The following is a 13,156-nucleotide window of genomic DNA, read 5'->3' as shown; positions in this document are numbered from 1 at the left end:
TCTTCTAAACTAATTTTCTTGAGAAGAAGTCTAATATGGGTTAACTTCTCTATTTTTTTTACTTCAAAAATCAAAAATATGAAATATCTAATCTATTCTTTGCTTTTTTGCTTTGGTTTGATTACCAATTTTTTAAACCTTGAAGCTCAAAATTGTATTGACCCCAGTAAAGTCAATTCCGATCAAGTTTGTCCAACGCTTTACAGCCCTGTTTGTGGTTGCGATGGACGCACTTACAACAACCTTTGTGAGGCCCAAAAAAAGGGTATTACCTCCACCAAAAAAGGAAAATGTCCAGCAGGGACTATCCCAACTCCAATTAACAAACCTTGTGTTGACAAATCAAAAGTAAACCCTCAACAAAACTGTCCTACTCTCTACAACCCAGTTTGTGGCTGTGATGGACGCAATTACAACAACAGTTGTGAAGCAGAAAAAATGGGGATTACTTCCGTCAAAAAAGGAAAATGCCCAGCAGGAACTCCAGTTATTCCAATGGAATGTGTCGATGAAGCGAAGATAAATCCACAACAGACTTGTCCAACGCTTTACAGTCCTGTCTGTGGCTGCAATGGTAAAACCTATAACAACCTTTGTTTGGCCCAAAAAGCAGGCGTTACTTCCACCAAAAAAGGAAAATGCAAGTAGTTTTAGACTTTGGATGAAGAAACAAAGGCATTAAGTGTTTGGTAGTCATTAGCTTAATTGTTATTAGATTTTTTGTCCAAAGCACAAAAATAAGAATTATCAAAGACACAAAAAAAAGGTTTGATACACTTTCACGAATGTATCAAACCTTTTTTTGTTTTTTCAACAGATTATGAATGTAAGACGGACTCCTAAAAGGAGGTAATCTACTCTCCCTGCCCCAATGAATAGGCTCTTTCCCCGTCTATGTAAAACAACTGCTCCAATTTCACAAAATTGAGGCGAGCGTCAGTAACTCGTTGAAGTAGCGCAATCACATCTTGGTTTTTAATGGTATGTACGACATTAGTTTCATGCTTGTCGTTGGTCATCATAGAATTTTTGGATACGAAACGACACAACCAATAATCAGAACAAAAAGTAGAAGGCATACCATCAGGATAAACCCTTACCCCTCGATTTGTAATGATTTCTAATTGCAGTAAATCACCCGCCAATTCCTTCAATCTACTACCTAGTTTTTCAGGATTTCGGTTGTCTTCTGTCCAGTCCAAGAAAATATCAACACCCACCATTTCTTTTTTCACAGGTTTGTAAGGTGTGATTTTCACTTCAATGGGTTTGCTATTTTTGTTGAGGATAACAGGTTTCATTTTGCGGGGCTTTTTGCCCAATCGTTCGATGATTGCCGTTGTAAATTCTTGTGTATTGGCGAGTTTTGTACTTTTGTTGGTGTGGTAAATATCACCTGTATGAATACCGTCTTCTAAAGTTCGCAACAGCGCATTTTGGATCTTTTCGGCTATTTCGGCTTTGCCCAGTTGCATCAACATCAAGCAGGCACCATTGATCAAACCAGAAGGATTCGCAATCCCTTTTCCTGCAATATCGGGTGCAGAACCATGTATGGCTTCAAACATCGAGAAGTTATCACCTATATTGGAAGATCCGCCCAATCCCACAGAGCCTGCAACTTGTGCAGTGATGTCCGAAATAATGTCGCCATACAAATTGAGCGTTACGACTACATCAAAACGTTCAGGTGCAGCTGCCAACATTGCCGCTCCAATGTCAATGATGTAGTGATCGCTTTCGATATCGGGATATTCTTTGGCCACTTCATTAAATATTTTATGAAACAAACCATCGGTATGTTTCATAATGTTGTCTTTGGTCATACAGGTTACCTTTTCCCGATTGTGCGCTCGTGCATATTCAAAGGCATAACGAACGATTTTTTCGGTTCCTGGACGAGATACCCATTTGAGGCATTGAATGACTTCGGCAGTTTGTTGATGCTCAACACCTGCATACAAATCTTCTTCATTTTCACGAATGATGACCAAATCCATTGAAGGAAAATTGCTTGGCACAAAAGGGGTGTAGGCCCGACTGGGACGCACGTTGGCGTACAAACCAAGGGTCTTGCGGATGGTTACGTTCAGGCTTTTGAAGCCGCCACCTTGAGGAGTAGTGATGGGTGCTTTCAGAAAGACTTTGTTCTTTTGCAGCGTTTCCCAACTTTCGGGGGCAATACCTGTTTGGTTTCCTTTTAGATATACTTCTTTTCCGATTTCTATTACATCGTATTGTAAATCAGCTCCTGCCGCATCCAAGATGGATAGGGTAGCTTTCATAATTTCTGGACCGATGCCATCGCCATAAGCAACTGTGATAGGTGTCTTCATGTATGTCTTGTTTTTTTTTAAGAGCACAAAATTAGCTATTTTGCTTGGCTATTTTGCCACAAAAATTCGACTTTCCCTGTTTTTTGTTAAATTTGTATCAAAGCCAATGACGATGGAAAAAATACTTTTTGTTACTGCAATTTGTTGTATGTGTATGATTTATGCTTGCAATTCAAGCAAAGAAGTTAGTAAAAGCAAGAACTTAAAAAAATACAACCAAGCCTACCTTTATGCAGAATCTCCCACGATTCCGAATATTCACCTCAAAATTCACCACACTTCAAAAGACAGCGCAGATATTTATCTGGGTTTTCCGGTAGATAAATTGCAGTTGGATAGCCTTCAAAATGCTCATTTGAAGGTGACTTACGAACTATACAAAGACTTAAACGCCAAAAACATTCTCTACAGCCTCATCGCCAATTTTGAAGTGAAAAAATCGCAGCAACTGTCCACTTTTGCGACCCTCAAAAATCGCATTGCAGTGGCTGATGGACAAGATTATTTACTGAAAATTATCGTTTCTGATGCTGTTGCGTTCAAAAACTACTATTTGGAAGAAGTGGTAAGAAAAGGCAGTACCTTCAATGAACAGAGTTTTTTGGCAACAAATGCCTACAATAAGCAGGTTTTGTTTGACAATTACAGTCAACAAAATAGTCGTATTAGGGTTCAGTACCGCAATGAACCTTTGACAACATTGCAGGTAAAATATCATCCGCCTTTTCGAGAATTGGCCTTGCCTACTTTCAAGACAGAGCGAAAACGCCCTTATATTTATGCAATGGACAGCACTTTTACAACAGATGGTTCTTTTACACTTAGTAAAATAGGCACTTATTCTGTTCAGGTGAAAGAGGCAGAGGGAGTAGGTTTGATTTTGGTCGGTGTGGACAACCGTTTTCCCAAACTTGCAGATGCCAAAGATTTGGTGGAGGCATTGCGGTACATTACCCGAAGTGAGGAGTTTGAAAAAATGATTCGTGCAGATGATTCGAGGGCAGCCGTAGATAGTTTTTGGTTGGATAGAGCAGGCAGTTTTGATAGAGGAAAGGTATTGGTGAAGGAATTTTATGGTCGAGTACAGCGTGCCAACGATTTTTTTACGACCTACAAAGAAGGCTGGAAAACAGATAGGGGAGTGGTCTTGGTTATTTATGGTGAGCCTGATGTAGTTTACAAAGAATCCCAATCAGAACAATGGATTTATGAAAGCACTTCTTCACAAGACCGAATTAGTTTTACTTTTGAAGATATGCCCCATGCTTTCGCTAGAACAGAACCGCAATTGGTTCGAAGTTCTTATTATGAAGATAGTTGGCACCGAGCAGTGTATGAGTGGCGGAAAGGATTGATTGGAAAGACGAGTAAATCAAAGTAAACTCAATTGATTGTATAAAAACCAAAACGCCTAATAAATTCAACGGAATCTATTAGGCGTTTCAAAAGCTCCTAAATGCTTCAAAGCAGACCTACCTTACTTCAAAAAAGGATCAGAAAATCGGACATCTTTCACAAAAGTATCGTCGGTCAATGTAGTCAAAAACGCCTCCAAAGCCCTCTTTTCTAAATCACTTAAATTCATGCGACGAGGTGTACCATTAGAAGACCTAAACTTATTGTCCAGATCTGAGTGTGGCTGAATGTTTTCGTTGTAGTGATTGATTACCTCAGCCAAAGTATTGAAGCGGCCATCGTGCATATAAGGTGCGGTCAATTCGATGTTTCGCAAACTTGGAATCTTGAAGTTTCCATCTCCTCTACCGTTGTCGTCATACACCACATCCAAACCGATGTTTGCTGTACCCTGTGACTCAAAATATTCACCTCCTCCTTCAAAGCCGCCAAAATCTATAAAGTCACCCTCTCTATTGCCCAACAAAACCATATCAAAATTGCCAAATCCATCGGGTGCGCTGAAATTCACCCCACTGTGACATCCACTGCACTGCGTTCTTTCGCTAAAAAACAATTCTTTTCCCATCAATTCCAAGGCATTGAAGTTTGCAAAATTTTGTTCAACACCCTCATCCCATTTGGCTTTGTAAGACAACATACTCATCAAAAACTGCGAAAGTGCATCTGCAATGCGCTCTTCTGTCACCTCACTGCTGCCATACGCTTTTTGGAATAGTTCGGGGTAAAAAGACGTTTCAGAAAGTTTGACTGCCAGTTTATCCACCGACTCCATACCCATTTCGATGTGGTTTTGAACGGGTTCTAAGACCAAGCCACGAATGCTTGATACCCTTGAATCCCAAAAAAGATTGTTGTTGAGAATCGGATTCACAATCGTCATCGAGTTTCTCGGTGTTACCTTTCCTTTGAAGCCTTTGCTCGATGAAACAGGGTCAGCAAAACCATTGGCTTGTTTGTGGCAAGAAGCACAAGAAATAGTGTTGTTCAGCGACAAACGGTTGTCGTAAAACAGCACACGACCCAAAGTCGCAATGTCGCTATTGATGTCCAACATAGGCGAACCATTGACAATATCATTGTCCTCGTTGGTGATAAAAGGAAAAGGCAATGCGCCATTGAAGTGATCGGGTATATCGGTAGGAGAATAATTCAAAACGGTGGCGGGAAGGTAGGGCGTTGAAGGAGAAGAAGACACTACAATGTCTTTCTGACAACTCCACACCAAAACAGACAGCAACAATACCGTCAAACTACAAAGGGTCAGTTTTTTGAAGTTTTTCATAGAAGGTTGATTTATAAAGTAATGAACAAAATTTTATGTTAATGTTTAATTTCTTTCGATGAAAGGTTTTGAATCTTCTTCCATATTTTGAATACTTCTATTTCTGTTTCTAAAACGTTTTTTGGGAGTAGCTACAAAATTTATATTCACAAACAGACTCACAGGTGGTATTACTCGGAAAGTAACAGGCGTATTGACGGTCGTACCCATAAACAAAAAACTCTCGGTCGACAAACTGATGTCTTTGGTGAGGTAGTATTGAAGCCCCATAAAAGGTCCAAAACCAATGCCTCCATCATCGTCTTCGTTGCTACTTGGCACATTGAAGCTGCCCCCAAATATTACGAAATCCCAGCCCGTGGTCAAATGCCACTTTTCGCTAATTTTCCTGATTTTACCACCTCCGATCCGCAAATTGAGATGGGAATTATTTAAATCCTCATCATTGATAAGTACGCCCAATCCCAATCTAAAAAACTTATTTTTGGCATTGACCCTATTGTAGCTAAATCCATAAGGCCCCGTTCGTGTAGTGCCTCGATTCAGAGGAATAAGCTGCACCAACAAAGGAGTTAGGTTCATTCCAAATTGATTGACAATTGCAGTAGAATCTACTTTTTGTACTTCAAAAATAGCTTCCTTCTTACTGTCGTTTTGTTGCGCCCAACCTAGCGAATACCAGAAGAAGCCAATCGTGAGAAATAAAATTACTTTTTTCATTGTGGTACTTCTTCAATATACTAAAATCGAACGATTAAATACAACCATTGCGGCATATTCATTTTCACATCCGACAACCAATTCGTTTCGTCTTTGTTAAAAATCGGGTTTTGATTAAACGTTTCTTTCACATGAGAACGGGTCACGACTCCATATAGAGAACCTTCAAAACTTACCAACATTCGCTCACTCAAGGCTACCTGCAATCCAAATACAGGCCCACCGCCAAATCCCATATTGCTGAGTTGTAGAGATACAAAATCAGTGTTGGAGAACACCTCATTTTGTTCCGAAACATAGTTCCACAATACATCCACACCATAATAAGCCACTACTCGTTTGGCCACAAGGTGTCGCCATTCTCGCCCAAATTTGGTAAACACCTCACTTGTCTTTGTCGTTGTTTCAAACGAAATAACTCCATCATCCCTTTGACTTTTGAAATCCAATCCCAAACCGAATCGCCATGCCTTGTTGTTTTTTGCCACTTTCACCACCAACGGGAAATCTCCTGGATTTATACTGCCGTTATTGGAATCGACAAAACTGGAAATGACCGATGTGACATTCAGCCCAATTTCAGTACTTCGCTCTTCCGTAGGGAAAAACACCTTTTCCTGAGCTTCGAGTAGGCTGCAAACCAATAGGCTTATCAAAAGTGCAATTATTTTCATGTAAGGGGTTTGTAAAGAAATGATTGCAAGACAAAGAGGACATTCTCAAATGCCGTAAATACTACAATTAAAAAACGTTTTTCGTATTCAGAACGTTGCTTTTTGGAAGTTGAACATGTAAAAAAAGCAAAGTAACTTATCTCAAAATTCTTCCAATTTTTCCAAAAGCCATCCTTTATCAGCCACCTGTTTTGTCGCTTCAATTTTTTCCTTCAATGCTTTGATTTTGGTAGGATGATTCGATGTCAAGCTATTTAACTTCTTGACAAATTTCACCAAATTGAGGTAGTTGCTGCGGTGTTGTTTTGAGATTTCCTTGTTTCGGCGGAGCAGTATTTGGAAGCTGTCAATCAAAGAATCCAACACCAGCCATTCTCCTGATTCATAATAAGTTTTGAGCAAAAGGGCTTTGGAGTCGAGTTTGTAAAACACATCATCATATTCTACTTGCTGCAACAATTCAATAACCCTGTCCCATTCTTTTTTGGAAAAATACACTCTTGCCATATTATAAGTGTAGGCATTTTCACGCACTTTTTCGGGTAGTTTGTTTTGATAGATTTCGATGAAATCTGTCACCCAGTCAAACTGCTTCAATCTCAGCGCAATCGCAATCATGTTTTTGAAGTGTTGGTGATCCAACTGTCCATCATTTAAGATAACCGCTTTGTTGAGCGTCACTCGATACAAACCAAATAATTCAGCCAAGTATTCTGCCCCACTATTTATTTTTCGAATACAGTAGTTCAAAGCATAACCATACATTTCCCATGCTTCTTCAGAACTAAAAAGATGACTGTGAACTTCCAACAGTCGCTTGAGTTCGTGGTAATGATTTTCATCATTGTCATCCAATAAAGTAAGGGCAATTTGGTAGTAAATCGCCACCACAGGCATTTGATTCACCTTATTTGCTTCAATGAATTGCATCAATTCAGTCATCAAAGGAACTTGCATGTCACCCTCCAATCGCAGCACTTTACGATAATTGAGCCAATGACAATAGTAGCGCAACTTTTGAGTGAGATAGAAGGCATCCAAATGTTGCATTAGCACATCAAAGCTCGTTTGTTCGGAATGTCCTTTCGTCGCAAACTCCTGTTTTTGCTGGGCTTCATTGAGTTTAAATTCGTGGTAGAAAAACACGCTATCTCTGTGCTTTTGTTTGGATAACAGGTTTTCAGCATTTTGAAAACTGCTGTGGTAGAATTTTTCCAAGTTGCGGGTTTGTACCACTTCAATGAGGTACAGTTGTTCGGGCATCACCGTATTTTGATAGATTTCTTGCGCCAAAAATTGTAGCACCAACTTGGTCAAATCCGAGCACCACCGCCGAAACTTAACATCCTTATAAGGAGTTTCTCCCTCCAATTGCAGCCAAATTTCGCTTTTAGAGATAGGTGTTTTGGAGGTATTTGGGATTAGGAGATCAAACAAACGCACCAATCGCTCATCTTCATTGAAGAAAGGTGAGCGCAAAAACTTGCGACAACGATTTGCCTCGTAAACGTCTAAAGACTCCAAAAGGGAAGTAAGTTTGGTTTGCATGTTTTAGGAAGGTATAAGGTTAGTCTATTTGTAGCATGTGTAGTAAATGACAAATGAACGAAAGTCGATTGAAAATAGTGAATTTTAAAGAAAAAACAAGTATCTTCGAAATAGAAATGACAAAGATACCTTCAATATATCACCATAACAAACCTTCAAAATGGGGGCTTATTTCAGCCCTATTTTTGAGTGTTTTTGTTTTTTCGGGACATGTTTTCCATATTTCATTGCAGCAGCAAACGGTAACTCAAACAGAATGGATTCTCTCACAAAAACGGATGGTTGCTCCATCCATCATTTCTTATAAAAAGGCATTTGAACAAACGCCTTTGAGTAGATATTTCAATAACTTCAAAGAATACATTGCAAATGTTTTAGTGGTAAATGACACATTGTACAAATTGCATATAAACAACACTTTCAAGCAAGTTTGTCTTTACATCTCCACTCCCTATTTTCTTCCAGTCAAAACTATTCCCCAAGGTTCTGACAAGGCTTTATCTTATTATTTATTGGGATCAATAGTTCGTGCAGAAATCACAACAATTTAATTATCAACAGTTTAGAAGATAATTTTTATTTTGCTAATTATTTGATAATCAAAATTCTGTGCCTCCGTGCCTCTGTGTTCATTAAAAATTGCACGAACTATTGTTGAGATAGCTCATCATCCTAAATCACAGAAAAATAAACTCCACATTTGAAGTGAAGACTTTTGAATCTTGTTTTTTGCAAGTGTTTGATTATTAAAATGTTGCAAATACTTTGATACGAAGTTTCAAAAGCCCTAATCGGTGACTTATTTTTTGAGCATCCCTAAATTCCAATCTTCGAAATAAATATTAGTCATTCATTAATTTATTAAAATGAAAAAAATCAAAAGTTCATTGAGGCTATTGGCGCTTGTGTGTTTAATAATCTTGGCTGTTTTTGGAGTAGGGATAGCAGGTGGTGTACCAGTATATCCCTCCAATAAAAGAGAAAACAACATTGAAGTAAGAATCGAATTGATAGAATCAGAAGAGGATGAAACGGATTTGGTGCAATTTGATTTTCAGCAGTGATTTCTTCAATGATTTTACTTTTATCCATATTTTGACAATCACTGTGAAACCAGAATTACCCAAAGAAACAGATAAAATAATTACTATCTTTAAGCATGAAAATTAATCTCACAATCTTGACTGTATGAAAACTGCCACCGTCAAACAACTCAAAGATGAACTCAACAACCGCAGTGCCAAAGAACTGCTCGAACTTTGCTTGCGCTTGTCCAAATTCAAAAAAGAAAATAAAGAACTACTCACTTATCTGCTTTTTGAAGCCCCTGACGAGGAAAACTACATTGCAGAAGTGAAAAGCGAAATGAATGAAGCCTTTGACCAAATCAACACCCAAAGTTACTACTTCATCAACAAGAGCATCCGCAAGATTTTGAGGAGGGTCAAGACCTACATTCGCTATTCTCTCAAGAAAGAAACAGAGGTAGAATTGTTGATTTACTTCTGTCAAAGAGTACAAAAATTTCCGCACACCAACAGCGAAAGCCTACGCAATCTCTACTACCGCCAAATTGCATTTATCAAAAAGAAAATCACCGCTTTGCATGAAGATTTGCAATACGACTATGGAGTAGAATTGAAGGGTTTGGAAAGGGTGCATTGAAGGTAAAAGTTTTTATTGTTGTTATTGAAGTCTAAGATATTTTGAGGAAAATAATTTAAACATGAAAACACTGACTTTACAACTTCCTGATAGTTTGGAAGTAAATGAAAAAAATCTTCTTTTTTCGTTGACTTCAAGTTTATATGCATGAGAAAAAAAATCATTGGGGCAAGCAGCAACTTTGATAGGTGTCGACAAACAAACCTTTATGAAAAACATGGAGAAATATGGGTTTTCTTTGTTTCGCACAAAAATAGAGGATTTACAAAATGATTTTGAGAATGCTTAAAATGCTCTCTAATACAAGCCCCTTCATCCTTGAAGAATTAAAAAATGATGGACTTTGGATACCTGTAAAAATTGAGAATGAGATATTGTTAATTGCAGGGGAACTATAATGCAAAGAAGTTTTGTCTGGAAGCCTTTTTTAGTTTATTTTCTCATGAATGTAAGTCGTAATGATTGTGTCCTTTTCAATTGTCTTGTACCTTAGCCCATTTTCATCGTATATGGTCTTGGATTTAAAATTGAATTTTGGATTTGAAGAATAGTGGTACTTGGTAATCGTTGAATCCAATTTTTGGTCTGTATAAAAGAAGTCTGTTATGATTGTTGTAGCAATAAATCTGTCTATTTGAGGGAATTCATGTTCAAATACCCATCTTTGAGAATTTAGTGATTTTGATGTGAGTTTACTAAGTTGTTGTGAATCATCGTATTCATAAAGTTTTTGGTGATGCATTCCACGACTTTCATCATTTGTATATTCGATAGCTTCAATTAATTATCCCATCTTATTGAATCTAAAATAGCAAGTATCTGTATCTGAACCTACCCAAAACTGTTTTAATAGAAAACTATCAGGAATAAGTGCATAACTGATAACAAATCTTGCCGAAAAATCGGTAGTATATCGTTTCTGAGTCAGAAAGTCAAGGCTATCATACTCGTAATCTATTGAAGGTCCAAAAAACACATAGTAATTTTCTTCCAAAGTATTGCCGTTTTGGTCGTAATTATAAACAGCCAAGGTATCAGAAGATTCAGGTCTTTGTTTTTTGTTTTTTGAAATAGCTAAAGTTTTGTGAATCCCATTTGCAGCGATAGCATCTTTTTCATAATTCACGAATCTCAAATCCGCCAAAGTTAGTTTCGGGGTTTGATTACATCCAATTGCTATAAAACAAACAGTTAGAATGAAGCAGTAGTGCCTATATTTCATTAGTAATTATAAGTTTTACTTCAAATAATTCGCCACCCTTTCCGCTACATTTTCCCTCACATTCATCCAAAAAAGATTGTAATCTCCAACGTGGTAGTTCTTAGATAAATACAAAAAGGCAAACGGTATTTTGGGTTTGTGAATCCAAATCACTCCATCTTTGGTTTGAGCATCGTTGATACCTTGCTTGATTTCATCAAAACCCTTCAATACACCACCTTTGTTTTCCTCACGGCTTGCGTAAGTGCCATCAATCGTCCAATTAATTGGGTTCGTAGCAGTTGCGTCTTTATAGAACGGGGTCATGTCAAAGTTCCATCCTTTTGTGTTCCAGCTCACATAGCAGTTTGTCTGGGCTGCCATTTTGCAGGGTTCGATGTATGTGAAGTCATTGGGGCGGACAGGATAACCTACCAAATAAGCCGCTACCAAACGGTCTTTCCATTCGGGATTGTCGAAAAACTCTTTCACCAGCTTAGTAGCGTGTAGTGTGCCTTGACTGTGACTTGCGATGATGATGGGGCGTTTATCGTTGTAGTTGTCAAGGTAGTATTGAAAAGCAGTTTTCACATCCTCATAAGCCAAATCCAAAGCCTGTTTTGCCTGAGTTGTTCCCGTTTCTTTGTAAAAAACCTTCAAATTTGCCTGACGGTAACGGGGTGCATAGATTCGACCACTACCATTGAAAACACTCGCTTGGAGTTTAATGGTCGAATCATCTGTTTTGTCGTTAATTTCTTGGTTGTCAATAGATACATTCCATGCATCTCCTTTGGTGAATGTAGTGGGATGCACAAAAAATACATCGACTTTGGCAGTTTCCTGCTCATTTTTGAGGGAATTCACAGGCACCAAATCGGCAGGGTCTTTTTTGGAAGGAAGCGATGCCCAATGATCGTTGTTGCTGTAATTAGGAGCAGCAACGTTTGTGGTAAATTGCACATTTTTAGTGCTTGAACAGCTTAACAACAAAGCAGTTACAAAGGTGATTAATAATAAAAATCTCATTCGTCAACAGTATAATTTGGTTCTTCATTCAAACGGTAAACAAGTAGGAAGGTTCTGAAAGAGAAAGTATGCAATCAAAATAAAATATAGTTTTTACTTCAATAAAACATTGATTCACAAAATATTAATTTTAAGAATACGGTTGATGATTGAATTTGATTTTTTAAAGAAGTTAACTTTTGGCAAAAAACAGCGTTATAACGCTGTTTTTAGGAATGGAAATGCAACTTTTCTGCAAATTCATCTCCTTAGAATGTAAAACCATTTTTTAAACTTTTAAACCTTTATTTTTGGTATGAAAAAAATGAAACACTCTTTATTATTAGTCGCTGTTGTTGTTTTATGTTGTCAGTTTTTTAGCTCTTGTTCGTCCTCCAAAATGACTCAAGCAGAAGTAGCTGAATACTATAAAGACCTCAAAATCACAGGTCAAGGAACAGGTTCTTATGTTGCTAAAACTGAACGTATTGTGCCGACTTCTACTGCAACAATGAAAGCGGAAATATCTTCACAAACAATTATAGAAGAAAACATTGAAGTGAGTGAAAATCTGTCTGTTTTATCAGAAACACCTATCATGACTGCAAGCAATGAGGAGGTAATTTTGGCAGTTGACACACCCACTTTTAATTCTTCAACTGCTACTGAACAACCTGTGGCTATGAGTTCTGCAATGGAAGATGCCCAACAAAAGATGGAAATCTTGGCGAGTAATTCTACGCTTTCTAAGAAAGAGAAGCGGACGATGAAAAAGGAAGTACGTCAGACATTAATGAAGGAAATAAAAATTCAGAAAAAAGCCATGAAAGAGGCCAAAAAAGATGGTCAAGAAGTGGCTGCAAGTGATAATCAGATACTTCGGTTGGTATTGGCTTTCTTTTTACCTCCGGCTTCTGTTGCCATCGGTAGAGGTATCGGTTCTACTTTTTGGTTGAATCTTGTGTTGACCTTGTTATTTGTGTTACCAGGTATCATCCATGCCTTGATTGTATATGGTGAAGATTATTAGTGATTTAGTAATGGTGGTAATTAACAATTGATTATTAAATAATTATAATGGAAACGCCCTAAGTTTGACAAATCAAACTTAGGGCGTTTTGCTATTTGTTAAAGGTTGATTGATAGATTTATCTTTGTGTCTAAGATGGTTATTTTTTTTTTGATAAATGGATTTATGAGGCAGTTATTGGAAACTATCAATAAAAAACTTAGCTTTGAAAGTGATCTCTATTAATTTGTAGCTCTACCCCTAAACCACTTTTAAGTAAGGAATGAAAGTTAA

Annotated in this window: 13 protein-coding genes; 6 read left to right on the top strand and 7 right to left on the bottom strand. The window is 37.7% G+C overall.

Annotated elements, in window-relative coordinates; all coding sequences use genetic code 11:
- Positions 1-78: 78 nt before the first annotated feature.
- Entirely contained in the window at positions 79-648 is a 570-nt protein-coding gene (locus tag R3E32_18375) for a Kazal-type serine protease inhibitor domain-containing protein (GenBank protein MEZ4886701.1), read from the top strand.
- A 206-nt stretch (positions 649-854) separates the two neighbouring features.
- Here the strand turns inward: R3E32_18375 and R3E32_18370 are convergent, their stop codons facing one another.
- A complete protein-coding gene (locus tag R3E32_18370; GenBank protein ID MEZ4886700.1) occupies positions 855-2,336 on the bottom strand; it encodes an NADP-dependent isocitrate dehydrogenase in 1,482 nt (493 codons plus the stop codon).
- Between the two features lie 112 nt (positions 2,337-2,448).
- Here R3E32_18370 and R3E32_18365 point away from each other — a divergent pair, with 112 nt between their 5' ends.
- Positions 2,449-3,717 (top strand): GWxTD domain-containing protein, encoded by a 1,269-nt coding sequence (locus tag R3E32_18365; GenBank protein MEZ4886699.1) that lies wholly within the window; start codon positions 2,449-2,451, stop codon positions 3,715-3,717.
- Between the two features lie 96 nt (positions 3,718-3,813).
- Here the strand turns inward: R3E32_18365 and R3E32_18360 are convergent, their stop codons facing one another.
- From R3E32_18360 to R3E32_18345, 4 genes are all read right to left on the bottom strand, one after another.
- Complete coding sequence (locus R3E32_18360) at positions 3,814-5,037, bottom strand: cytochrome c peroxidase (protein MEZ4886698.1); 1,224 nt, start codon at positions 5,035-5,037, stop codon at positions 3,814-3,816.
- A gap of 45 nt (positions 5,038-5,082) precedes the next feature.
- Positions 5,083-5,757 carry a hypothetical protein gene (locus R3E32_18355; protein ID MEZ4886697.1) on the bottom strand — a complete coding sequence of 225 codons (675 nt, stop codon included), beginning with the start codon at positions 5,755-5,757 and terminating at the stop codon, positions 5,083-5,085.
- A 20-nt stretch (positions 5,758-5,777) separates the two neighbouring features.
- The gene (locus R3E32_18350; GenBank protein ID MEZ4886696.1) at positions 5,778-6,431 is read right to left on the bottom strand and encodes a hypothetical protein; all 654 of its coding nucleotides are present in this window, start codon (positions 6,429-6,431) and stop codon (positions 5,778-5,780) included.
- Between the two features lie 141 nt (positions 6,432-6,572).
- The gene (locus R3E32_18345) at positions 6,573-7,979 is read right to left on the bottom strand and encodes a hypothetical protein (protein ID MEZ4886695.1); all 1,407 of its coding nucleotides are present in this window, start codon (positions 7,977-7,979) and stop codon (positions 6,573-6,575) included.
- Positions 7,980-8,095: 116 nt separating this feature from the next.
- Between R3E32_18345 and R3E32_18340 the strand changes: the two genes are divergently transcribed.
- From R3E32_18340 to R3E32_18330, 3 genes are all read left to right on the top strand, one after another.
- Complete coding sequence (locus tag R3E32_18340) at positions 8,096-8,530, top strand: hypothetical protein (GenBank protein ID MEZ4886694.1); 435 nt, start codon at positions 8,096-8,098, stop codon at positions 8,528-8,530.
- A 315-nt stretch (positions 8,531-8,845) separates the two neighbouring features.
- A complete protein-coding gene (locus tag R3E32_18335; GenBank protein ID MEZ4886693.1) occupies positions 8,846-9,043 on the top strand; it encodes a hypothetical protein in 198 nt (65 codons plus the stop codon).
- 124 nt (positions 9,044-9,167) lie between these two features.
- Complete coding sequence (locus R3E32_18330; GenBank protein ID MEZ4886692.1) at positions 9,168-9,644, top strand: hypothetical protein; 477 nt, start codon at positions 9,168-9,170, stop codon at positions 9,642-9,644.
- 784 nt (positions 9,645-10,428) lie between these two features.
- On the opposite strand, the gene R3E32_18325 is transcribed toward R3E32_18330, so the two are convergent.
- Positions 10,429-10,779 (bottom strand): hypothetical protein, encoded by a 351-nt coding sequence (locus R3E32_18325; protein ID MEZ4886691.1) that lies wholly within the window; start codon positions 10,777-10,779, stop codon positions 10,429-10,431.
- A gap of 102 nt (positions 10,780-10,881) precedes the next feature.
- Positions 10,882-11,874, bottom strand: a complete 993-nt coding sequence (locus R3E32_18320) for a DUF3089 domain-containing protein (protein MEZ4886690.1) — start codon at positions 11,872-11,874, stop codon at positions 10,882-10,884.
- Positions 11,875-12,178: 304 nt separating this feature from the next.
- On the opposite strand from R3E32_18320, the gene R3E32_18315 reads away from it, so the two are divergent.
- Positions 12,179-12,883, top strand: coding sequence for a YqaE/Pmp3 family membrane protein (locus tag R3E32_18315; GenBank protein MEZ4886689.1), 705 nt, complete (start codon positions 12,179-12,181; stop codon positions 12,881-12,883).
- Positions 12,884-13,156: the final 273 nt, after the last annotated feature.

Source organism: Chitinophagales bacterium, assembly GCA_041392475.1.
Classification (GTDB): Bacteria; Bacteroidota; Bacteroidia; order Chitinophagales; family UBA2359; genus JAUHXA01.
Note: the sequence above shows the minus strand (reverse complement) of the source record. Positions and strands in the feature narration are given on the sequence as shown.

Coding starts and splice junctions, on each gene's coding strand:
- R3E32_18375 (MEZ4886701.1), top strand. CDS start 79: ATGAAATATCTAATCTATTCTTTGCTTTTTTGCTTTGGTTTGATTACC.
- R3E32_18370 (MEZ4886700.1), bottom strand. CDS start 2,336: ATGAAGACACCTATCACAGTTGCTTATGGCGATGGCATCGGTCCAGAA.
- R3E32_18365 (MEZ4886699.1), top strand. CDS start 2,449: ATGGAAAAAATACTTTTTGTTACTGCAATTTGTTGTATGTGTATGATT.
- R3E32_18360 (MEZ4886698.1), bottom strand. CDS start 5,037: ATGAAAAACTTCAAAAAACTGACCCTTTGTAGTTTGACGGTATTGTTG.
- R3E32_18355 (MEZ4886697.1), bottom strand. CDS start 5,757: ATGAAAAAAGTAATTTTATTTCTCACGATTGGCTTCTTCTGGTATTCG.
- R3E32_18350 (MEZ4886696.1), bottom strand. CDS start 6,431: ATGAAAATAATTGCACTTTTGATAAGCCTATTGGTTTGCAGCCTACTC.
- R3E32_18345 (MEZ4886695.1), bottom strand. CDS start 7,979: ATGCAAACCAAACTTACTTCCCTTTTGGAGTCTTTAGACGTTTACGAG.
- R3E32_18340 (MEZ4886694.1), top strand. CDS start 8,096: ATGACAAAGATACCTTCAATATATCACCATAACAAACCTTCAAAATGG.
- R3E32_18335 (MEZ4886693.1), top strand. CDS start 8,846: ATGAAAAAAATCAAAAGTTCATTGAGGCTATTGGCGCTTGTGTGTTTA.
- R3E32_18330 (MEZ4886692.1), top strand. CDS start 9,168: ATGAAAACTGCCACCGTCAAACAACTCAAAGATGAACTCAACAACCGC.
- R3E32_18320 (MEZ4886690.1), bottom strand. CDS start 11,874: ATGAGATTTTTATTATTAATCACCTTTGTAACTGCTTTGTTGTTAAGC.
- R3E32_18315 (MEZ4886689.1), top strand. CDS start 12,179: ATGAAACACTCTTTATTATTAGTCGCTGTTGTTGTTTTATGTTGTCAG.